The sequence below is a fragment of the Arthrobacter sp. AB6 genome (genome assembly GCF_031844545.1).
Lineage (GTDB): Bacteria > Actinomycetota > Actinomycetes > Actinomycetales > Micrococcaceae > Arthrobacter.
On record NZ_JAUZVL010000004.1, the window covers coordinates 210856 to 232349 of the forward strand.

The window sequence follows — 21494 nt, forward strand, 5'->3', positions numbered from 1 at the left end:
ATAGCCGCCGTTAGCCGGCCGGAATGTCAGTGGGTCCCATTAGCGTCAGAGATGACCAATAAACGGCCGCTGAGGCCACTCCAAAGCGAGAAAGCATTAGAGGTGTGAACCATGGCGGCAGCCCCGGATCGTGCAAAAGCGCTCGAAGCAGCGCTGGCCCAGATCGACAAGCAGTTCGGTAAAGGCTCAGTCATGCGGCTCGGCGATGAAGTCCGGGCCCCCATCGAGGTCATCCCCACCGGCTCCATCGCCCTGGACGTTGCACTGGGAATTGGCGGCCTGCCCCGGGGCCGCGTCGTTGAAATCTACGGCCCGGAATCTTCCGGTAAAACCACCGTTGCCCTGCACGCAGTGGCCAATGCCCAGCGCCTGGGCGGCATCGCTGCCTTCATCGACGCCGAGCACGCCCTCGATCCTGAGTACGCCGCCAAGCTCGGCGTGGACACGGACGCCCTCCTGGTGTCCCAGCCGGATACCGGCGAGCAGGCCCTCGAAATCATGGACATGCTGGTGGGTTCAGGCTCCCTGGACGTCATCGTGATCGACTCCGTCGCGGCGCTGGTGCCCCGTGCCGAAATCGAAGGCGACATGGGCGACAGCCACGTGGGCCTGCAGGCACGCCTCATGAGCCAGGCCCTGCGCAAGATCACCGGCCGCCTGAGCCAGACCAAGACCACCGCAATCTTCATCAACCAGCTCCGTGAAAAGATCGGTGTCTTCTTCGGATCCCCGGAAACCACCACCGGCGGTAAGGCACTGAAGTTCTACGCCTCCATCCGTATCGACGTGCGCCGCATCCAGACCCTCAAGGAAGGCGCGGATTCGGTCGGTAACCGGACCAAGGCGAAGATCGTCAAGAACAAGATGGCCCCGCCCTTCAAGGTGGCCGAGTTCGACATCATTTACGGCCAGGGCATCTCCCGCGAGGGCGGCATCATTGACATGGGCGTGGAGCACGGCATCATCAAGAAGTCCGGCTCCTGGTTCACCTATGATGGCGACCAGCTGGGCCAGGGCATGGAGAACTCGCGCCGGTTCCTGCGCGACAACCCTGAGCTGGCCGCCGAACTCGAGCGCCTGATCAAGGAAAAGCTTGGTGTTGGCGTCAAGCCTGCAGAGCCCGAGTCCAAGGATTCCCCGAAGCTGAAGGCCGTTGACGGGTTCTAACCGTTGACCAGCCCTGAAAGTGCGCGCCCCCGCCGGTCCAGAGCCGGCGGGCGGCGCGCCGCTTCGTCTGCCGATGACCTCCAGGACGGCCCGGCGCCGGACTCTCCCGTTGCAGGGGACGCCGAGCCTGATCCCGTGTCGGTTGCGCAGTCCATCGTCTACCGGCAGCTGACCGCGTCAGCCAAGAGCAGGCTTCAGCTCGCACGGAAGCTTGCGGAGCGGAACGTCCCGGAAGACGTCGCCGAGGCCGTGCTGGATAAGTTCCAGGAAGCCCGCCTGATCAACGATGCCGAATTCGCCGACATGTGGGTCCGGAGCCGCGCCCAGTCGCGGAAACTGGCAAAGGGCGCCCTCCGGCGCGAGCTGGCAGAGAAAGGCATCGACCAGGATACTGCCGCCGCCGCCCTGGAACAGTTGTCGGACGCGGATGAAGAAGCCGCAGCAAGGCAGCTCGTTGAGCGGAAGCTCCGCCCCGGGATGGATCTCCAGGACAGGGCGGAACGGGACAAGGTTGCACGCCGGCTGGCCTCCATGCTCGCCCGCAAGGGGTACCAGCCGTCCCAGGCATTCCGGATCGTCAATGACGTCCTGGAGTCCCGGGCCGCGGCAGACAGTGGCGAACGGTAAAACCGGTACCCTTAACAGGTGAGTTTGACCATCCCTTCCCCCTTTTCCGGTGCCGGCACCTCCACAGCGGCCGCCGGCGCTCCGCAAGCGGCTGCCCAGAAGCCACGCACCTACCAGGTGCGCACCTTCGGCTGCCAGATGAACGTCCATGACTCAGAGCGCATGGCAGGCATGCTCGAGGACGCCGGGTACGTACCGGCGGAGGGTGAGCAGGCCGACGTCGTGGTGTTCAACACCTGCGCAGTGCGCGAAAACGCGGACAACAAGCTCTACGGGAACCTGGGGATCCTCGCTCCGGTGAAGGCGGCCAACCCCGGCATGCAGATTGCGGTGGGCGGCTGCCTCGCCCAGAAGGACCGGGAAACCATCCTGAAAAAGGCGCCCTGGGTGGACGCCGTCTTCGGCACGCACAATGTTGGCGCCCTGCCCGCCCTGCTGGACCGCGCGCGGCACAACAACGAGGCCCAGCTTGAAATCCTTGAGTCGCTGGACGTCTTCCCTTCGACGCTTCCCACCAAACGGGATTCCGTCTACTCAGGCTGGGTATCGATCTCCGTAGGCTGCAACAACACCTGCACCTTCTGCATCGTGCCCGCCCTCCGCGGAAAAGAGAAAGACCGCCGGCCCGGCGACATCCTGGCCGAAATCCAGGCCCTCGTGGACGACGGCGCCATTGAAGTCACCCTCCTCGGCCAGAACGTCAACTCCTACGGCGTCGAGTTCGGCGACCGGCAGGCCTTCTCCAAACTCCTCCGGGCCTGCGGCGATATCGAAGGCCTGGAACGCGTCCGCTTCACCAGCCCGCACCCCGCCGCGTTCACCGACGACGTCATCGACGCCATGGCCGAGACCCCCAACGTCATGCCGCAGCTGCACATGCCGCTGCAGTCCGGCTCGGACAAGGTCCTGCGGGACATGCGGCGCTCCTACAGGTCCACAAAGTTCCTTGGCATCCTGGACAAGGTGCGGGAAAAAATTCCCCACGCCGCCATCTCCACCGACATCATCGTCGGTTTCCCGGGTGAGACGGAAGAGGATTTCCAGGCCACCCTGGACGTGGTGGAGAAGTCCCGCTTCGCCACCGCCTTTACCTTCCAGTACTCCAAGCGTCCCGGCACCCCGGCTGCAGACCTGCCGGACCAGTTGCCCAAGGCCGTGGTTCAGGAACGCTTTGAACGCCTTACCGCCCTCCAGGACAGGATCGCGGCAGAGGAAAACCGGCGCCAGCTGGGCCGCAGGGTTGAGGTCATGGTCACTGCGCAGTCCGGGCGGAAAGCCGGGGAAACCCACCGGCTGTCCGGCCGCTCCCAGGACCAGCGGCTGGTGCACTTCTCCGTCCCCGAGGGCGCCCAGGCTCCGCGTCCGGGAGATCTTGTCACTGTCACCATCACCGAGGCCGCCGCCTTCCACCTCGTGGCCGATCCCACCCGGGAGGATTACAGCCTGCGCCGCTCCCGGGCCGGCGATGCCTGGGACAGGTCCCAGGCTGATTCCTGCGGGGCCCCCGCGCCGGGTGCCGGTACAGGCGGCAAGGGCGTCTCGCTGGGCATGCCCTCGCTGCCCGTCCGCACCCGCTGACCGGTGGGCTCCCCGCCTGTCATCGCCGTCGTCGGTCCCACCGGTTCCGGCAAGTCCGACCTCGCCGTCAATCTTGCACTGGAACTTGACGGCGAAGTCATCAACGCCGATGCCATGCAGTTCTACCGCGGCATGGACATCGGCACGGCAAAAATCACCCAGGCCGAACGCAGGGGAGTGCCCCACCACCTGCTGGACATCATGGACGTGACCGAGGAAGCCAGCGTGTCCCGGTTCCAGCAGCAGGCGCGCACCCTGATCGCGGACATCCACGCCCGCGGTAAGCGCGCCATCCTGGCCGGCGGCTCGGGCCTGTATGTGCGGGCCGCACTGGATGTCCTTGAATTTCCCGGAACAGATCCGCTGGTGCGCCAACAACTGGAGGCTGAGCTCGCGGAGGACGGGCAGGCGGTGCTGCTGGAGCGCCTGCGCGAAGTGGACCCGGTCTCGGCCGGAAGGTTGTCCGACGCCCGGCGCATCATCCGTGCGCTGGAGGTCTACCGGCTCACCGGCCGGCCGTTCAGTTCCTTCATGCCGCAGCGCGAGTACGTCCAGCCGGCCGTCCAGGTGGGCCTGGCAGTGGACCGGGACGTGCTCCGCGACCGGCTAGCCCGCCGCGTGCACCGGATGGTGGACGACGGCCTGCTGGCCGAAGTCCAACGGCTGGACAACCAAGGGCTGCGCCAGGGGAAAACCGCGTCCCGCGCGCTTGGCTACGCCCAGTTCCTCCGGGTCATCGACGGCGCGTCGACCGTAGCGGAGGCGGCGGAAGAAACCATCGTGGCCACCCGGCAGTTCGCACGGCGCCAGCTCACCTGGTTCCGTGCCGATCCCCGCATCTCCTGGCTGGAGTGGCAGGACCCAACGTTGGTGGCCAAGGCGGCAGCGCTGTGCGAAGGACCGCGTATTTAGGGCTGCCCCGCCCGGCCGGTACCCTTGGAAACATGGACGCAACCCTCGCAGAAACCACCGAGCCGGCCTTCCGCACCCTGAGCGGGCTCCGCTTTTCCAAGGGACACGGCACCGGCAACGACTTTGTCCTGGTGGCCGATCCCGAGGGCGTCCTGACCATATCCGCCCAGGACGCTGCAGCGCTGTGCGACCGGCACCGCGGGATCGGCGGCGACGGGCTGATCCGTGCCGTCCCGTCGCGTTTCCTGCCGGAGGGCCGTGAGCTGCTCGCCGCCACCCCGGACGCCGAATGGTTCATGGACTACCGCAACGGTGACGGCTCATTGTCCGAGATGTGCGGCAACGGCGTCCGCGTCTTCGTCCACTTCCTCCGCTTGGAGGGGCTCATCGACCTGCCCGACGGCGGGGCCCTCACCATCGGCACGCGCGCCGGCGTCAAGACCGTGGTGCGGACGGGCGAAGACTACGCCGTGGACATGGGGCCCTGGGAGTTCATTTTCCCCGGGGAAGCCACAGCCAAGGCGATGGATTCACTGGTCACTGCAGAAGGCCTGGAAGTTCCCCGGCCTGCCCTCTCCGTCAGCATGGGCAACCCCCACACCGTCGTTGCCCTGGCGGAGCTGTCGGAACTCACGGCGACCCGCCTGTTCACAGCGCCCGTGGTCGACCCCGTCCCGTCCCACGGGACCAACGTAGAGTTCGTGGTTCCATCAGAACCCCTGGTGCACGACGGCGTCGGCACAGTCACCATGCGCGTGCACGAACGCGGGGTGGGGGAGACCCAGTCGTGCGGGACCGGGGCCTGCGCAGCGGCAGTGGCCATTCGGCACTGGGCTGGTGCGGAGGCCCCCGACACCTGGCGCGTCCAGGTGCCTGGCGGCGTGGTTGGCGTCAAGTTCTTTGCCGGCCCGGCGGGCCATGAACATGTTGAGCTGAGCGGCCCGGCAGTTATTGTGGCAACCGGGACGCTTTCCTGACCTTCAGGATCCGGAAGGACTTGGACGTTGATTCCCGGCTGACGCTGAATGATTCGTCCAGCTCCGCAGCAAGCCAGCGCTGCAGCGAGTCGGCCCCAAGATTCTTCTGCACCACCAGCCACGCCGTACCGCCAGGCGCCAGCCGGGGCAGCCACAGCTTGAGGAGCGAATGGAGCTCGTCCTTGCCGATCCGGATAGGCGGGTTGGACCAGATGGTGTCAAAGCGCACCTCCGGGTCCACCGCGTCAGGGGTACTGGCCGTGACGTTGGCGAGTCCCAGCGCCGCAGCGTTCTCGTTCGTCAGCGTGATGCAGCGTTCGTTGACGTCCACTGCGTAGACCCGGGCAGAGGGCGACTTCAGGCCCATGGTCAGGGCAATCGGGCCCCATCCGCAGCCGATGTCCAGCAGGTTTCCCTGCGGCGCGGGTGCCGGGACTTCGGCGAGGAGGATGGCGGTTCCCTTGTCGATACCGTCCGGGCTGAAGATGCCGGTGGAAGTCTGCAGCCTGCGCGTCTGCCCCGCGAGTTCGACAGCCAGCGGCTTGCGGGTAAAAGGGCCGGCGGGTGTTGCGCTGAAATAATGTGCGGACTCCATAACTGGCCAGAGTAGTTCGCCTTGCAGCGTAAAGGGAAACTGCCGGGGACGGCCCTCTGCTAGGCTGGAGGGCATGTTCCTGATCTTCGAGTAGCCGGGACGGGCACAGCCCGTCCCGAAGCCTGTCCCCATGTGGCAGCCTGTCCCACCCAGCGATGCAGGTTTTCTCCCTTCCGCTGCGTGCACCGGACCAAACGTATATCCGTTTGCCGGTCGCCGGACAACACTCGAAGCTCCGCCTCCCGCTGGTCTTCCCGCCGTTTCCGGCTGTTCCCGTTTCCGCCACGAATCTGAGTCGTGGCCTCTCCGCCGGCGCCGCCTCCTGCAGCGCCCGGCCCAACAAGCCAGGAGGCTTGGATGACCGCAGGCCGTCAGCCCAGCGCGAATACTTCACCAATCACCGGCATTCGGCACTATTCTGGAACTGCCGAATCTTCAAAGGAGACCATGACCAGCCAGCCCAACACCGGATCAGATCCAGCCGCCCAGGACATGAGTCCTGCGGAAATCCAAGCTGTCATCGACCGGATTCTCTCCAAGGACGTACCGGCCAGGAAACTCAGCGTGCCAAGCGGCGGCGAGGAGGGCCGGGACGGGAAGGCAATGCTCGGCAAAGCCCAGGCGATTTCCCGCCTGGACGAAGAACACACAACGTACGACGGCGACCAGCAGGACCTTGAGGAACGCCGCGCCCTGCGCCGCACGGCAGGGCTTTCCACCGAACTGGAAGACGTTACCGAGGTCGAGTACCGGCAGCTGCGCCTTGAACGCGTGGTCCTGGCCGGGCTCTGGTCCGAGGGGACCCTGGCCGACGCCGAGAACTCGCTGCGGGAGCTCGCAGCCCTCGCGGAGACTGCCGGCTCCGAGGTTTTGGACGGGCTCGTCCAGCGGCGCGACAAGCCGGATCCTGGAACGTTCCTCGGCTCGGGCAAGGCCCTGGAGCTCCGGGACATCGTGATGTCCACCGGCGCTGACACCGTGGTGGTGGATGCCGAGCTCGCGCCCTCCCAGCGCCGGGGCCTGGAGGACATCGTCAAGGTCAAGGTCATCGACCGGACGGCCCTGATCCTGGACATCTTTGCCCAGCACGCCAAGAGCCGCGAAGGCAAAGCCCAGGTGGAGCTGGCCCAGCTGGAGTACCTCCTGCCGCGCCTGCGGGGCTGGGGTGAGTCGATGTCCCGCCAGGCCGGTGGCCAGGTGGGCAGCGCGGCTGCCGGCATGGGTTCACGTGGTCCCGGTGAGACAAAGATCGAGCTGGACCGCCGCCGGATCCGTACACGGATGGCCAAGCTGCGGCGGGAGATCGCCGCGATGAAGCCGGCCCGCGAGACCAAACGGGCCAACCGCCGTCGTAATGCCGTGCCGTCCGTAGCGATTGCCGGGTACACCAACGCGGGCAAGTCCTCCCTGCTGAACCGCCTGACCGACGCCGGAGTCCTGGTGGAGAACGCCCTGTTCGCCACCCTGGATCCCACCGTCCGCAAAGCGGAAACCGCGGATGGCCTGGGCTATACCCTTGCCGACACCGTGGGGTTCGTCCGTTCGCTGCCAACCCAGCTGGTGGAAGCGTTCCGCTCCACGCTCGAGGAAGTCGCCGACGCGGACCTGATCCTGCACGTGGTGGACGTTTCGCACCCGGATCCCGAGGGGCAGATCGCCGCAGTCCGCAAGGTCTTCAGCGAGGTGGATGCCCGCAAGGTGCCCGAAATCATCGTGCTCAACAAAGCCGATGCCGCTGATCCGTTCGTGGTGGAACGGCTCAAGCAGCGCGAGCCCCGGCACGTGGTGGTCTCGGCCCGTACGGGGGAAGGCATCGGCGAGCTGCTGAAGGCAATCAGCGACGCCATTCCCCGGCCCAGCGTCAAGCTGGAACTGCTTATCCCGTACGACCGCGGAGACCTGCTCAGCAAGCTTCACGACTCCGACGCCGAGATCATCAGCGTCGACCACGTTGAAGCCGGAACCAGGGCCGTCGTGATGGTCCGGGAAGGCTTCGCGGCTGAACTGGAACCTTTCGTCAGCAATGACTGAGGCCGTGGCGGGAGAAGCCACGGAAACGGCCGGCGAGCAGTTCGTGATCGAACTGCTCGACCGGGCCGTGGCCGGCATGGGCGGGCAAAGCCGTGCCGGCCAGCACGAGATGGCCAGGCAGGTGGCCCGCGCCATTGAATCGGGGGACCACCTGCTGGTCCAGGCGGGGACCGGCACCGGCAAGTCCCTGGCCTACCTCATCCCCCTGATCGCGCACGCCCTGCAGAGCAACAAGCCCGCCCTGGTGTCAACGGCCACCCTGGCCCTCCAGACGCAGATTGTGGGCAGGGACCTGCCCCGGCTGCTCAAGGCGATCACGCCCGCCCTGGACAGGCCCGTCAAAGTGGCCCTGGTCAAGGGCCGCTCCAACTACGTCTGCCGGCACAAGCTGGAAGGCGGCTTCCCCAGTGAGGAGCCGTCCGAGGGCCAGCTGTTCAGCCTGGGCGAGGACACCAGCGTCCCGCATTTCGCAGCAGCCGTGGGCGGCCCCTCGTCCCAGCTTGGCAAGGAGGTGGTGCGGCTCCGGGAATGGGCTGAAAAGACCCACACGGGCGACCGGGATGAACTCCTGCCGGGCGTCACGGACCGTGCCTGGCGGCAGGTTTCGGTGACCTCCATGGAGTGCCTGGGCGCCCAGAAGTGCCCCATGGCTGCGGAATGCTTCAGCGAACTGGCGCGCCAGGATGCTGCTGAAGCGGATGTTGTGGTCACCAACCACGCGATGCTCGCTGTCAGCGCGTTCGAAGGCCTGGCCGTCCTGCCCGAGTATGACGTGGTGGTGGTGGATGAGGCCCATGAACTGCAGGACAGGGTCACCGGGGCGGTCTCCGGCCAGCTCTCGGTGGCCATGGTCCACGCTGCTGCCGCCGGTGCGCGGAAGCACACGGCCATCACGGTTGATGCGTTGAACGCCGCAGCCGCCAACTTGGAGCTTGCCCTGGCAGGCGTACCCAACGGGCTGCTCCCGAACGGGCTCAACGATGAACAGCTGGACTGCGTGGACCAGCTGCGGGACGCCTGCCGCGCTGCCCTCTCGGATTCAAAGGGGGACAGCAGCGCCACGGCCGACGGCGGCAGGCAGCTTGCGCGGTCCCGGCTGCTGCTCATCCTGGAACTTTGTGAACGGCTCCTGGCAGCCCGGGAGAACCGCGAAGTGGTGTGGTTTTCCCGTGCCAGCTCCTTTGATCCTGCGCAGGGATTCTCCCAGCCGGACGAGACCGCTCCGGCGTTGATCAACATTGCGCCGCTGTCCGTTGCCGGAAGGCTGCGTGAGGGGCTCTTCGCCGGCCACACGGTGGTGCTGACCTCCGCGACGCTGGCCATCGGTTCCGCATTCGAGCCTGCAGCGGGCGGACTGGGCCTGGTGGGCGACGGCGCCCCCAGCTGGACCGGCGTTGACGTGGGATCGCCCTTCGACTACCCGAAGCAGGGCATCCTCTACGTTGCCGGGCACCTGCCGAAGCCCGGCCGGGGCGCCTCCCCGGAAGCGCTGGACGAACTGGAAGCCCTGATCCGTGCATCCGGTGGCGGGGCACTGTGCCTGTTCTCGTCCCGGCGTGCGGCAGAGGAAGCGGCCGAGGCGCTTCGCCCCAAGCTGGGAATGACGGTCCTCTGCCAGGGTGACTCCACCATGACCGCCCTGGTAAAGCAGTTCGCCGACGAGCCCGATACCTGCCTGTTCGGGACCATGTCCCTCTGGCAGGGCGTGGACGTCCCCGGCGGCTCGTGCCGGCTGGTGGTGATAGACCGCATTCCGTTTCCGCGGCCGGACGATCCCCTCATGACGGCGCGCTCACGGGCGGTAGCACAGGCCGGTGGAAACGGCTTCATGTCGGTTTCGGCCACGCACGCCGCGATCCGGCTCGCCCAGGGGGCCGGCCGGCTGATCCGTTCCACGGGCGACAGGGGAGTGGTGGCCGTGCTGGACTCCCGGTTGGCCACCGAGCGCTATGCCGGGTTCCTCCGCGGGGCGCTGCCGCCCTTCTGGTCCACAACAGACCGGAAGACGGCGATCGCAGCCCTGGAACGGCTGGCCCGGGAAAACGCCTGAGCCCGCCTCGCTGCGGCGGGCGGAGTTTCCCGGCTACAGCGAGCGGAGTACGGACACAACCTTGCCCATGATGGTGGCGTGGTCCCCGAGGATGGGTTCGTACTGGGTGTTCTGCGGCAGCAGCCACGTGTGGCCGTCGCGCTGGCGGAATGTCTTGACGGTGGCTTCGTCATCCAGGAGCGCGGCCACAATGTCCCCGTTGGCGGCATCCTGCTGGCGGCGGACCACAACCCAGTCGCCGTCGCAGATGGCCGCATCCACCATGGAATCCCCGGCTACCCGAAGCATGAACAGTTCCCCCTGGCCCACCAGTTGCCTGGGGAGCGGCATGACATCCTCCACCAGCTGGTCGGCAAGGATGGGGCCGCCTGCGGCGATCCGGCCCACCAGGGGGACCATTGCCGTGTCCAGGGCGGTGGGCAGTTCGGTGACAGTCGCTGTACCGGGTGAACGCACGGCGGACGCCTGGCTGGCCGGCTTTGCGGCTCCGCCGTCCAGGGTCAGGGGCATGAGGACTTCCATGGCCCGGGGCCGCTTGGGGTCGCGGCGGAGGTAGCCAAGCTTCTCAAGCTGGGAGAGCTGGTGCGTGACGCTCGAAAGGCTCGCCAGCCCCACGGTGTCGCCGATCTCCCGCATGGACGGCGGGTACCCGTTCTCGTTGACCGAGCGCTGGATGGTTTCGAGGATTTTCTTCTGCCGTGGAGTCAGGCCCTTGGCGGTCCTCTTCGGTTGCGCGGTTGCCCTGCCCCCGGCGGCTGCTGCTGCCATGTTCGCCAATGCCTTTCGGTTCCGCCGGTCCGTTCCATGGCCAGGCCCTGGAAGGTCCCGCCCTTGAATGTCAGACCCTGCTGATCGACTGTCCGGGTGGTTGTTCTTTGGTTCAAAGCTAGGCCAGCCGCATTGCTTTTTCAAACATTTGTTCTAGCGAGTCTCGACAATGTTCGTTGATAGGTGCTAAAACAGAGAAAGCAAAGTTCGAATATATGTTCTACTGACTGCCCTGGTCCTTCGAAGACCGCGCCGGAATACGTCCGGCCGGGGGCGGCGGGAAGGACGTCCGGGCAGCACAGTACGGTCCAGGAGGGCTCAGATCATGTCAGGTACATCTGTTACGCGGGGTTCACGCCAACAGCTGCTTTCGGTGCAGCAAATCATGTCCCAGTCGGACAATCGTCTGGCCGGGCGGCCTGCGCCTCTTCCGCCGCTTCGGCTGACCCGTCGCGGTCGCATCGTGCTAATCGGCATTCCGCTGGTCCTGCTGGCTGCGCTGCTCTTCTCCCTGGCAGGCTTTTTCAATGCCCCGGCCAAGGCGTCGGAGTCCGCGACGGATCTTGCAACGACGCCCACTGTCGCCGTGACGGTCCAGCCAGGCGAGTCGTTGTGGGGTATCGCCGCCAGCGTCTCGCCGGAGCGCGACCCGCGGGACGTCGTCGCGGACATCGTGCAGCTGAACAACCTCCCTGCCGGCGCGGTCTTTCCCGGCCAGCAATTGTTCGTGCCTGCAAGTTAGGGCCCGGCATTTTGCCTCTCCACGGGCGTGAGGGCGCAGCATGCGGGAGCGAACAGGAAACCGTCACATTTTCCGGTGTCCGGCGCTGGCACTAAACTGTTCAGGTGAATGACCAGCTAGAGCGCCTGAACCGGCTTCCCCTCCGCAGCAACCTTCGCGGGCTTACTCCCTATGGCGCGCCCCAGCTGGACGTTCCAATCCTCCTGAACGTGAATGAAAACACCCACGGGGTCCCGGCTGACGTCAGGGCAGCCATTACCGCCGCGGTATCCGATGCGGCAGCGGGACTCAATCGATACCCGGACCGGGAATTCACGGAGCTGCGAAAGGCGTTGGCGGAGTACCTGGGGCACGGGCTGGATGAATCCAACCTTTGGGCGGCCAATGGCTCCAACGAAGTACTTCAGCAGATACTCCAGGCCTTCGGCGGGCCGGGACGTACAGCGCTCGGATTCCCTCCCACGTACTCCATGTATCCCCTGCTGGCCAGCGGAACGGACACGGAATACATTGTGGGTGAGCGTGCCGGCGATTACGGACTCAGCGCCGAATCGGCGGCGCGGCAGGTCAAGGAGCTGCAGCCCAACATCGTCTTCCTGTGTTCACCCAATAACCCCACGGGAACCGGCCTCGGGCTGGACGTGGTGGAAGCCGTCTACGAGGCCGGCGAAGAAAGCCAGTCCATCGTCATCGTCGATGAGGCTTACCACGAGTTTGCACACGACGGAACGCCCAGTGCGTTGACGCTGCTGCCGGGGCGGGAACGGCTGATCGTCTCGAGGACCATGAGCAAGGCGTTCGCGCTGGCCGGCGCCCGCCTCGGCTACATGGCTGCGGCCCCCGAAGTAACCGACGCGCTGCGGCTCGTCCGTCTCCCGTACCACCTTTCGGCCATCACCCAGGCCACCGCCCTCGCCGCCCTCCAGCACCGCGAGACGCTGATGGCGGATGTGGAGGACATCAAGAAGCAGCGGGACCGCATTGTTTCCGAGCTGCTGAGGATGGGCCTCAAGCCTGCCGCCTCAGACTCCAACTATGTGTTTTTCGGCGGCCTGGAGAACCCCCATCAGGTGTGGCAGGAACTGCTGGATGCGGGTGTGCTGGTCCGGGATGTGGGAATCCCCGGCCATCTCCGCGTCACTGCCGGAACTGAGACCGAAACCACAGCTTTCCTCACCTGCCTTGAAAGCATCCTTGCCAGCCAGGCCAAGCTTCCCGCCTAGACTGGGAGTACCGGCGCTGGACGCCCCGAACCACCCCTTCTGCCCAAAAGGACCCAAGCATGAGTACCACCGGATCGAATGTTGCTGCGGCCCGCACCGCGCGCATGGAACGTGCCACCAGTGAGTCCTCTGTGCTCGTGGAAATCAACCTCGACGGTACCGGCACCTCGGACATCGACACCTCGGTGCCGTTCTACGACCACATGCTCACGGCGCTCTGCAAGCACTCCCTGATCGACATGACCGTCAAAGCCACAGGTGACATCCACATCGATGTCCACCACACGGTGGAGGACGTTGCCATCACCTTCGGTGAAGTGCTGCGCACCGCCCTGGGGAACAAAGCCGGGATCCGCCGGTTTGGAGAAGCCACCGTTCCCCTGGACGAAGCGCTGGCCCACGCCGTCGTCGACGTCTCCGGGCGGCCCTACCTGGTGCACGGCGGCGAGCCTGCCGGCCAGGAATACCACCTGATTGGCGGCCACTTCACCGGATCCCTCACCCGCCACGTCTTCGAAGCGATCACCCTGCACGCCGGCATCTGCCTGCACATGAACGTCATCGCGGGCCGGGATCCCCACCACATTGTCGAAGCCCAGTTCAAGGCCTTCGCCCGGGCACTTCGCGCAGCAGTTGAGCCCGATCCGCGCGTTGAAGGAATCCCCTCCACGAAGGGTGCGCTGTGAGCGGGCAGGTCCTGCAGGACGGCGCAATCGTCGATCCCTCGGCCTCCCGGAAACTCCCCTCGCCCGAAGGCAAGCCCACCGTCACGGTCCTGGACTACGGTTCCGGCAACGTCCGGTCCGCGGTGCGAGCCCTTGAACGCGCCGGCGCGGAAGTCATCCTGAGCTCCAAGCCCGAGGACGTCCTGAACGCCGACGGCCTGGTGGTTCCCGGCGTCGGTGCCTTCGAAACGGTGATGCGGGAGCTCAAAGCCGTGGACGGCATCCGCCTTATCGGCAGGCGGGTGGCCGGCGGCCGGCCGGTGCTGGGGATCTGCGTGGGTCTCCAGGTGCTTTTTGAGGCGGGCGTCGAACACGGCACGGAGGCGGAGGGCATCGGCGAATGGCCAGGCAAGGTGGAGCTCCTGCCGGCCGACGTGGTGCCGCACATGGGCTGGAACACCGTGAAGGTGCCCGAGGGATCCAAGCTGTTCGCCGGCGTCGAAAACGAGCGGTTCTACTTCGTGCACTCATACGGGGTGCAGGAGTGGAACTTCGATGTTGTGCAGCCGCGCATGGCCGCACCCCTGGTCACCTGGTCCGAGCACGGCGGGCCGTTCATAGCAGCGGTCGAAAACGGTCCGCTGTGCGCCACCCAGTTCCACCCGGAGAAGTCCGGTGACGCCGGCGCCCGGCTCCTGCGCAACTGGGTGCAGAACCTCAAAAAGCCGGCTCCTGGCGGCCCGGTCCCCGCGGGCGCCCCTTCAACGGAAGACGGCGCCCCTTCAACGGAAGACGGCGCCGCCTAGATGTGGTCGATCGTCCTGATGGGGCTGGCCGGCCTGCTGGTCGGCGGTGCCCTGTCCTTCAGGCAGCAGCACAAGCCGCTCTGGACCCAGATTTCGTTTTACGTTTTGGCGTGCATGTCGCTGCTCGCTGCCTACCTGCTGACGCTGCCGGGCAACTGACCGCCGGCTGGCAATACTGACCCCGACCCGAAGGATTGACATGACCTCCGCAACCGACCTGCCGGTTCTTGAACTGCTGCCCGCCGTCGACGTCGTCAACGGCCAGGCCGTCCGGCTGGTCCAGGGGGAAGCGGGCAGTGAGACCAGCTACGGAACCCCGCTGGAAGCAGCGCTGAACTGGCAGCAGCAGGGTGCCGAATGGGTGCACCTCGTGGACCTCGATGCCGCATTCGGACGCGGCTCCAACGCGGAACTGCTCCGCGAAGTGGTGGGCCGGCTGGACATCAAGGTGGAACTCTCCGGCGGCCTCCGTGATGACGAAACCCTGGAAGCGGCCCTGGACCTTGGCGTTGCCCGCGTGAACCTGGGAACCGCCGCGCTGGAGAATCCCGATTGGACGCGCCGGGCAATCGAGCGCTTTGGCGACAAAATCGCCGTCGGGCTGGATGTCCGCGGCACCACGCTGTCCGGCCGCGGCTGGACCAAGGAAGGCGGGGACCTCTGGGATGTCCTGGGCCGTCTTGAGGACGCCGGCTGCAGCCGCTACGTGGTCACGGACGTGACCAAAGACGGCACCCTGCAGGGACCCAACGTGGAACTCCTGCGCCAGATGGTGGAAAAGACCGGCAAGCCGGTGGTTGCTTCGGGCGGCATCTCCAGCCTCGACGACCTCCGTGTCCTGCGCTCGTTGGTTCCCTTGGGCGTTGAAGGCGCCATCGTGGGCAAGGCCCTCTACGCCGGAGCCTTCACGCTGCCCGAAGCGCTCGACGTCGCCGGCCGCCGCTAAACGTCCCGGCATGGCCAGCAACGAATTAGGCGCCCCGTCCCCGCGCCAGCTGCCGGGGCACATCGCTGCGGCGCTGGCGGGCGCCGGCGGCGGTGCCGATTCTGCAGGCCGGCCCTGGGCAGGCCGAAGCCTGGCCGGTGACGATGCCAAAATCCACAACTTCGAGAACGACGACGGAACGGCCAGCGAGGCCTACCTCGCCGCAGTTGCGGCCTTGCGGAAAGGAACGGGGGACGAAGCCGGCGTGGTGGCTTCGCTGGCCACCGCCCGCGTATTCATCCCCATCGTGGCCCGGCTCGCCGAGGAAGCGGAAGGAGCGCACGGCCTGAACGCCGACAAACAGGCGGACATGGCCCTGGTCACCCTCAAGGCTGCCGACGGCAGGACAGCCATGCCCGCCTTCACTTCAACGGCGGCCCTGGCCGCCTGGCACCCCGAGGCCAGGCCGGTTGCCGTGTATGCGGCCCGCGCGGCGCTCTCCGCCGTCGCCGAAGGCGCCGAACTGCTGGTCCTCGATCCGGGCTCCGGGTTCACGTTTGTGGTGCGGCGGCCCGCGGTCTGGGCCCTGGCGCAGCAGCACGGGTGGGTCCCGTCGTACAGGGACGAAGAGCTCGCGGAGGAGATGGGCCGGGCCGCTGCAGGTTTTCCCGCCGTCCGGAACCTCGAGCTGGCGCCGGGCAGGGGAGTGGCCGCCCTGGCCGCCGATGGGACCATGGCCGCAGGCGGCGGCGCAGGGCCGGAACTGCAGGTGGTGCTTTACCTCGAAGACGGACTTGATGCGGCCGGGGTGCAGAACCTCGTAGCAGGCCTCCAGTCGGAGTGGTCGCGGAATGTATTGTTTGGGGAGCGCGTCGACTCGATCGAGGTCAAGTTGAGGCGCGCAGAACGCTAGCCGCAGCGAGGCGGGGTGATCCCCGGCCCACGGCGGCAGACATGAGGATCACTGTGAATTTCGCTCTCTACCGGGAGTTGCTCGCCGTCGGGCCCGTCCGCAGGCTGCTCTTGGTGGGCATGGTTGCCCGAATACCCCATTCCGCGGCCGGCGTGCTGCTGACCCTGCATATCGTCCTCACCCTGGACCAGGGCTATGCCGCGGCGGGCGCCGCCGCCGCCGTCATGACCATCGGCATTGCGGTTGGCGCGCCGTGGCGCGGGCGGCGCGTGGACACCGTGGGCCTGCGCACCGCACTGATCCCGTCCGTGATCTCGGAAACCGTCATTTGGTCTGTTGTTCCTCATGTGTCGTACCAGTGGCTGCTTCCGCTGGTGTTTGTGGGCGGCCTGCTCACGCTCCCCATCTTCAGCGTGGTCCGCCAGTCCCTGGGCGTGCTGGCCGACGGCGACCAGCGCCGTACGGCCTTTGCCCTCGACGCGATCACCACCGAGATCGTGTTCATGATCGGCCCCGCCGCAGGTGCCATCGTTGCCACCAGCGGGTTCACAGTGCTGGGCCTGACCGTGGTGGGCGTTTCCACGTCGCTGGCCGGCCTGTTCCTGATGTGGTTCAACCCGCCCACTCGAAGTGCGGACCAAACCGAGGAGTCCAGCGCCGACGAGTGCCGCGCGGCAGAAGCGGCCGTCGTGGCCGCCGCCCCGGCGCATTTGCAGGAGGCGGCGGCGGAACTGGCGCCTGCGGAAACCCGGGGCCGCGCCGGATTCCGCGGCAAGGTTGCGCACAATTTTGTATGGTTTACGGCGGCCGTCGGCGCGGTCTTTGCGGTGGCTGCGGGCGCCGGCATGGTCCTGAGCGGGACGGATGTGGGCATTGTTGCCGCCCTGGAGACGGGCGGCCACCAGCGCGACATCGGCATCGTGTTCGTCTTCTGGTGCGCAGCTTCGGTGGCGGGCGGCCTGGTGTACGGCGCCATGCACCGCCCCGTCTCTCCGCTGGTCCTGCTGCTGGGGATGGCGGCACTGACCATCCCCATGGGCTTCGCCCACGACACCTGGACGCTGGCCTTCGCCTCGCTCCTGCCGGGACTGCTGTGCGCGCCCGTGCTGTCATCAGCATCAGAAAAAGTGGCGGATTTGGTGGCGGAGGAACGCCGCGGGGAGGCCATGGGCTGGTATGGCTCCGCGCTGACGGCCGGCGTGGCCCTGGGCGCACCGCTCGCGGGCGTCTTCATCGACGGCACGGGACCGTCCGGAGGGTTTGTGTCGGTGGGGGTTGCCGGCGTGCTCCTCTGCTTTGCCGGGCTGTTCCTCCAGCAGCGGCGGCGCCGCGCTGCCTGACGCGGTTTCTTCCATCGGTTGCTCCACAGTTGTCCTTTTGGCCGCGCTAAACGGCAGCTACGGAGCAATCGATGGACCGCGGAGGTACTTTGCCTGGGAAACGACGACGGCGGGACGACCTGAGAGGCCGTCCCGCCGTCGCAAGGCGCTTGGGTGGGTTCTTCCTTAGTTCACTGCCCCGGTGTACTTCTCGCCCGGGCCCTTGCCGGGGGCATCGGGAATCAGCGATTCTTCGCGGAACGCCAGCTGCAGCGACCGCAGGCCGTCACGCAACGGCCCTGCGTGCTGGGAGCCGATCTCGGGGGCGGCCGCGGTCACCAGGCCGGCCAGGGCCGTGATCAGTTTCCGTGCCTCGTCCAGGTCCTTCAGCTCCTCGGCGTTGTCCTCCGCCGCAAGCCCCAGCTTGACGGCGGCTGCGCTCATCAGATGAACGGCTGCGGTGGTGATGACCTCGATCGCCGGAACTTCGGAAATGTCGCGGACCTGCCGGGAGACATCGGGACCGGCGGCTGCCGGCTCGAAAACGTGTGAATTACTGTCTGGGGTGCTCATACTGGTAAGCTTGACACAGACCAACTGGATGTCGTTATTTCAGAGATTGATCCCACAATCAAGGTTCCCACCGGCGCTGCACAGCGTTGACGGGAATTTTTTCTGTAAGATGGCATGCAGTTTGCAAGCGGAGTTCTCTCCCACCCGCGTCAGCCGCTGTTCCGAAGTTTAGGAACTCAAGGTTGCCGGGTACCTGGTTGGGCATGGCACCGGCATCCGCCGGAACTGTGCGTGCAGTCCCTTGACGGGCGCTGTATCCGATCTTTCTGAGGCCTTCGATTGCTCCGGCAGTTGGGGGCCTTCTCTATTTGCCGGATTCCACAACAAAAACAGGAGCTTTAACATTAGCGAGCCAAGAATCAATGAGCGTATCCGCGTCCCCGAGGTGCGGCTGGTCGGCCCTGCAGGTGAACAGGTAGGAATCGTCCGTATTGAGGATGCCCTGCGTCTGGCTGCCGAGTCCGACCTTGATCTCGTTGAAGTTGCACCTCAGGCGAAGCCTCCGGTGTGCAAGCTGATGGACTTCGGCAAGTACAAGTACGAGGCCGCGGTTAAGGCACGGGAAGCCCGGAAGAACCAGACGAACACCGTTCTGAAGGAAATCCGCTTCCGCCTGAAGATTGACACCCACGACTACGAGACCAAGCGCGGCCACGCATTGCGCTTCCTCGGCGCCGGGGACAAGGTCAAGGCCATGATCCAGTTCCGTGGCCGTGAGCAGCAGCGTCCGGAAATGGGCATCCGCCTGCTCCAGCGCTTCGCCGACGACGTCGCTGAAGTGGGTGTTGTGGAGTCCAGCCCCCGCATTGACGGCCGCAACATGGTCATGGTGGTCGGCCCGCTGAAGAATAAGGCTGAGGCCAAGGCCGAAGCCCGCCGCGCCACCCAGCGTGCCGAGGCGAAGGCGCAGAACGAAGCCAAGGCTTCGGGGCGCGTTGACACGTCCGGCGACGATCAGGCGCCCCTGACGCAATCCCTGGCGGATCTGCTTCCCGAAGGTTTCACCGTCTCCACCGAACCTGAGGCAGTAGCCGAGGCCCCTGCACAGGAGCCGGCCGCCGTCGTCGAACCTGCTGCAGCCGAAGCTCCCGCCAAGGCAGCGGAAGCTCCCAAGCAGGAAGCGCCCCAGCAGGAAGCTCCCAAGCAGGAAGCTCCCAAGCAGGAAGCCCCGAAGGCGGCTGCTCCGAAGGCGGCGGCCCCCAAGGCTGCCGCTCCGAAGGCTGCTCCCGCCCCCAAGGCTGTTGCGGAGAAGCCCGCCGCGGCTGCTCCGGCAGCAGCGCCGAAGCCCGCAGCGGTTCCGGCTCCGCCGAAGCCGGTGGCCAGGCCTGCCGCACCGAAGCCTGCTGCCCGCCCTGCCCCCAAGGCAGTGCCGAAGCCGGCCGGCAAGAAGACCACTTAGTCCACAGCTGCCGGAGGTCGCCCTCCGGCAGTCAGCAACCAGCACGCCGCCCTGAGGGGCAGCTGCGCGATAGAGCTGCAGGCCCAGCCTGCGGAACGTAAGGAGATCGGTTCCCATGCCGAAGATGAAGACCCACAGTGGTGCCAAGAAGCGCTTCAAGCTGACCGGAAGCGGCAAGCTGCGCCGCCAGCAGGCCAACCGCCGCCACTACCTCGAGCACAAGTCCTCGCGGCTGACCCGTCGCCTTGCCGGCGACAAGATCGTCTTCAAGGGCGACGCCAAGGTCATCCGGAAGATGCTCGGCATCTAGTTTCCAAGTTCTTTGACTGACCATCACCTGGTGGCCGGTCACCTACCAAAAAGCCTTCTCAGGCCGCCGGGAAACCGGCAGTAGATGCTTGGGATCAGATTTTCGAAGGAGTACGCACGTGGCACGTGTGAAGAGGGCGGTCAACGCCCACAAGAAGCGCCGGGTTATCCTTGAACGCGCAAAGGGCTACCGTGGACAGCGTTCACGCCTGTACCGCAAGGCCAAAGAGCAGCTGCTGCACTCGTTTGTGTACAGCTACGGCGACCGCAAAAAGAAGAAGGGCGACTTCCGCCGCCTGTGGATCCAGCGCATCAACGCTGCATCCCGCGCCAACGGACTCACCTACAACCGCCTGATCCAGGGCCTGAAGGCCGCTGAGGTTGAGGTTGACCGCCGCATGCTCGCCGAGCTGGCGGTTTCCGACGCCAACGCGTTCGCTGCGCTGGTCAAGGTTGCCAAGGATTCCCTGCCTGCCGACACCTCCGCCAAGAAGGTTGTTGCCTAGCAACTGGCTAGTCCCGCCAGGGACGGTTCAGGAACCCGTGGCCCTAGCCACTAAAGTTCTTATATGAACGAAACCGGGCGCCCGCAAGATTTTCCGCTGTCCAATCCCCGAGCTGATCGGGTGAGGGACGTGGCAAAACTTGCCGGGCGCCCGGCCCGTTTAAAGCGCGGCCTGTTCCTTGCCGAAGGGCCCCAGGCGGTCCGCGAGGCCCTCAGGCTCCACCAGCAGCGCCTTGCCGCCGGAGCCCCGGGTGTGGTCACGGAGGTCTTTGCCAGCGAAAGCTGCCTGGACCGGTTCCCGGAATTCGAAGACCTGTCCCAAGGGGTCAACGCCCGCCTTGCCACTGACGAGGTCCTCGCTGCCATGGCGGATACCGTCAACCCGCAGGGGATCGTCGCAGTCTGCCGCTTCCTGGACGTGGCGCTGCAGGAAGTGCTCGACGCCGGGCCCCGCCTGATTGCCGTGCTGTGCCAGGTCCGTGACCCCGGGAATGCGGGAACCGTCCTCCGGGCGGCAGACGCCGCCGGCGCGGACGCCGTCATCCTCACATCCTCCAGCGTGGACATCTACAACCCCAAGGCGGTGCGGTCCACGGCCGGTTCGCTTTTCCACCTCCCGGTGGTGCTGGGCACCGACATCGGCGATCTGGTTGCGGCGTGCAGGGCGCGAGGGGTAGGCATACTGGCAGCGGACGGCTACGGTTCCCTCAACCTGGATACCCTGCAGGACGAGAACGCCCGGCGGCGGCTGACCGGCGAAGGTCCGGAATCGGCCTATGCCCTGGAGCAGCCCACGGCGTGGCTCTTTGGGAACGAGGCCCAGGGCCTGTCCCAGGAAGAGCTCGCGCTGGCCGACCATCGGGTTGCCGTGCCCGTGTACGGTTCCGCGGAGAGCCTGAACCTGGGTACCGCGGCAACGGTTTGCCTCTACGCCAGCGCGCGGTCCCAGCACTTGCCTGCGCCGGTGACAGCCTAGGCCGGAACCCGGCCGCGGTTCCATTGCCCGGCCGGTCGAAAAATATAAGGGCTCCGGATTTCCGGAGCCCTTGCTGTTGATGATTCAGTCGGGAGAGCAACTCAGGGTGCGCGGGTAGCCTTGCCGCGTCCGGTGATTGCTCCGTAGATGCCGGCAACAACAAGGCCGCCGACGATAGCGAGAATCCAGGTGCCCAGGTCAAAGAAGGCAAGATCGCCCTTGTTGAACAGGAGGCTGCCGATCCAGCCGCCCACAATGGCGCCCACTACACCCAAAACAAGGCTGGTGACCCAACCCCCGCCAACCCGTCCGGGCATGACGGCCTTAACAATGGCCCCTACGATAAGGCCGAGGATAATCCAAGCAAGAAAACCCATGTCTCCTCCTTATAGTGGCCGGGATCTGATGGTCCCGATGAGGCTCAAGCTAACACA

23 protein-coding genes are annotated in these 21494 nt (G+C 66.2%); 19 read left to right on the top strand and 4 right to left on the bottom strand.

The window, feature by feature from the left end; all coding sequences use genetic code 11:
* The first annotated feature begins 111 nt into the window (after window positions 1-111).
* The 5 genes from recA (at window position 112) to dapF (ending at window position 5261) form a co-directional block, all read left to right on the top strand.
* Entirely contained in the window at window positions 112-1167 is a 1056-nt protein-coding gene (gene recA / locus Q9R30_RS04980; RefSeq protein WP_066274884.1) for a recombinase RecA, read from the top strand.
* Window positions 1168-1302: 135 nt separating this feature from the next.
* Window positions 1303-1794, top strand: a complete 492-nt coding sequence (locus Q9R30_RS04985; RefSeq protein ID WP_311216940.1) for a regulatory protein RecX — start codon at window positions 1303-1305, stop codon at window positions 1792-1794.
* 18 nt (window positions 1795-1812) lie between these two features.
* Window positions 1813-3372, top strand: a complete 1560-nt coding sequence (miaB, locus tag Q9R30_RS04990) for a tRNA (N6-isopentenyl adenosine(37)-C2)-methylthiotransferase MiaB (RefSeq protein WP_311216941.1) — start codon at window positions 1813-1815, stop codon at window positions 3370-3372.
* 3 nt (window positions 3373-3375) lie between these two features.
* Window positions 3376-4284 (top strand): tRNA (adenosine(37)-N6)-dimethylallyltransferase MiaA, encoded by a 909-nt coding sequence (gene miaA, locus Q9R30_RS04995; protein ID WP_311216942.1) that lies wholly within the window; start codon window positions 3376-3378, stop codon window positions 4282-4284.
* Window positions 4285-4316: 32 nt separating this feature from the next.
* Window positions 4317-5261: a diaminopimelate epimerase gene (gene dapF / locus Q9R30_RS05000; protein ID WP_104997418.1), complete on the top strand. Its 945-nt coding sequence runs from the start codon at window positions 4317-4319 to the stop codon at window positions 5259-5261.
* Here dapF and Q9R30_RS05005 read toward each other — a convergent pair.
* The gene (locus Q9R30_RS05005; protein WP_104997419.1) at window positions 5233-5856 is read right to left on the bottom strand and encodes a class I SAM-dependent methyltransferase; all 624 of its coding nucleotides are present in this window, start codon (window positions 5854-5856) and stop codon (window positions 5233-5235) included. The genes dapF and Q9R30_RS05005 overlap by 29 nt on opposite strands.
* Window positions 5857-6303: 447 nt before the next feature.
* On the opposite strand from Q9R30_RS05005, the gene hflX reads away from it, so the two are divergent.
* Window positions 6304-7887 (top strand): GTPase HflX, encoded by a 1584-nt coding sequence (gene hflX, locus Q9R30_RS05010; RefSeq protein WP_104997420.1) that lies wholly within the window; start codon window positions 6304-6306, stop codon window positions 7885-7887.
* Entirely contained in the window at window positions 7880-9937 is a 2058-nt protein-coding gene (locus Q9R30_RS05015) for an ATP-dependent DNA helicase (protein WP_311216943.1), read from the top strand. Before hflX ends, Q9R30_RS05015 begins: the two co-directional genes overlap by 8 nt.
* 33 nt (window positions 9938-9970) lie before the next feature.
* Here the strand turns inward: Q9R30_RS05015 and lexA are convergent, their stop codons facing one another.
* The gene (gene lexA, locus Q9R30_RS05020) at window positions 9971-10705 is read right to left on the bottom strand and encodes a transcriptional repressor LexA (RefSeq protein WP_104997422.1); all 735 of its coding nucleotides are present in this window, start codon (window positions 10703-10705) and stop codon (window positions 9971-9973) included.
* A gap of 385 nt (window positions 10706-11090) precedes the next feature.
* Between lexA and Q9R30_RS05025 the strand changes: the two genes are divergently transcribed.
* The 8 genes from Q9R30_RS05025 to Q9R30_RS05060 all read left to right on the top strand — a co-directional run bounded on the left by Q9R30_RS05025 (window position 11091) and on the right by Q9R30_RS05060 (window position 17319).
* Window positions 11091-11447, top strand: coding sequence for a LysM peptidoglycan-binding domain-containing protein (locus Q9R30_RS05025; RefSeq protein ID WP_104999682.1), 357 nt, complete (start codon window positions 11091-11093; stop codon window positions 11445-11447).
* A 104-nt stretch (window positions 11448-11551) separates the two neighbouring features.
* Complete coding sequence (locus Q9R30_RS05030) at window positions 11552-12670, top strand: histidinol-phosphate transaminase (RefSeq protein WP_104997423.1); 1119 nt, start codon at window positions 11552-11554, stop codon at window positions 12668-12670.
* A 59-nt stretch (window positions 12671-12729) separates the two neighbouring features.
* Window positions 12730-13356: an imidazoleglycerol-phosphate dehydratase HisB gene (gene hisB / locus Q9R30_RS05035; RefSeq protein ID WP_066274905.1), complete on the top strand. Its 627-nt coding sequence runs from the start codon at window positions 12730-12732 to the stop codon at window positions 13354-13356.
* The gene (gene hisH, locus Q9R30_RS05040) at window positions 13353-14141 is read left to right on the top strand and encodes an imidazole glycerol phosphate synthase subunit HisH (protein ID WP_311216944.1); all 789 of its coding nucleotides are present in this window, start codon (window positions 13353-13355) and stop codon (window positions 14139-14141) included. The genes hisB and hisH overlap by 4 nt, the downstream gene beginning before the upstream one ends.
* On the top strand, window positions 14142-14300 hold the full coding sequence (locus Q9R30_RS05045) for a hypothetical protein (RefSeq protein WP_311216945.1): 159 nt from the start codon (window positions 14142-14144) through the stop codon (window positions 14298-14300). It begins immediately after the preceding gene.
* A 40-nt stretch (window positions 14301-14340) separates the two neighbouring features.
* Window positions 14341-15087: a bifunctional 1-(5-phosphoribosyl)-5-((5-phosphoribosylamino)methylideneamino)imidazole-4-carboxamide isomerase/phosphoribosylanthranilate isomerase PriA gene (priA, locus tag Q9R30_RS05050; protein ID WP_104997426.1), complete on the top strand. Its 747-nt coding sequence runs from the start codon at window positions 14341-14343 to the stop codon at window positions 15085-15087.
* A gap of 10 nt (window positions 15088-15097) precedes the next feature.
* Entirely contained in the window at window positions 15098-15979 is an 882-nt protein-coding gene (locus Q9R30_RS05055) for an SseB family protein (protein WP_311216946.1), read from the top strand.
* A 53-nt stretch (window positions 15980-16032) separates the two neighbouring features.
* On the top strand, window positions 16033-17319 hold the full coding sequence (locus tag Q9R30_RS05060) for an MFS transporter (RefSeq protein ID WP_311216970.1): 1287 nt from the start codon (window positions 16033-16035) through the stop codon (window positions 17317-17319).
* A gap of 165 nt (window positions 17320-17484) precedes the next feature.
* Here the strand turns inward: Q9R30_RS05060 and Q9R30_RS05065 are convergent, their stop codons facing one another.
* The gene (locus Q9R30_RS05065; RefSeq protein WP_104997428.1) at window positions 17485-17871 is read right to left on the bottom strand and encodes a DUF1844 domain-containing protein; all 387 of its coding nucleotides are present in this window, start codon (window positions 17869-17871) and stop codon (window positions 17485-17487) included.
* A 385-nt stretch (window positions 17872-18256) separates the two neighbouring features.
* Here Q9R30_RS05065 and infC point away from each other — a divergent pair, with 385 nt between their 5' ends.
* The 4 genes from infC to Q9R30_RS05085 all read left to right on the top strand — a co-directional run bounded on the left by infC (window position 18257) and on the right by Q9R30_RS05085 (window position 21060).
* A complete protein-coding gene (gene infC / locus Q9R30_RS05070; RefSeq protein ID WP_396136694.1) occupies window positions 18257-19270 on the top strand; it encodes a translation initiation factor IF-3 in 1014 nt (337 codons plus the stop codon).
* Between the two features lie 115 nt (window positions 19271-19385).
* The gene (rpmI, locus tag Q9R30_RS05075; protein ID WP_009358635.1) at window positions 19386-19580 is read left to right on the top strand and encodes a 50S ribosomal protein L35; all 195 of its coding nucleotides are present in this window, start codon (window positions 19386-19388) and stop codon (window positions 19578-19580) included.
* Between the two features lie 118 nt (window positions 19581-19698).
* The gene (rplT, locus tag Q9R30_RS05080) at window positions 19699-20085 is read left to right on the top strand and encodes a 50S ribosomal protein L20 (protein WP_066274920.1); all 387 of its coding nucleotides are present in this window, start codon (window positions 19699-19701) and stop codon (window positions 20083-20085) included.
* Window positions 20086-20148: 63 nt separating this feature from the next.
* The gene (locus Q9R30_RS05085) at window positions 20149-21060 is read left to right on the top strand and encodes an RNA methyltransferase (RefSeq protein ID WP_104997429.1); all 912 of its coding nucleotides are present in this window, start codon (window positions 20149-20151) and stop codon (window positions 21058-21060) included.
* Between the two features lie 101 nt (window positions 21061-21161).
* Here Q9R30_RS05085 and Q9R30_RS05090 read toward each other — a convergent pair whose 3' ends face one another.
* Window positions 21162-21437 (bottom strand): GlsB/YeaQ/YmgE family stress response membrane protein, encoded by a 276-nt coding sequence (locus tag Q9R30_RS05090; protein WP_066274925.1) that lies wholly within the window; start codon window positions 21435-21437, stop codon window positions 21162-21164.
* Window positions 21438-21494 lie beyond the last annotated feature (57 nt).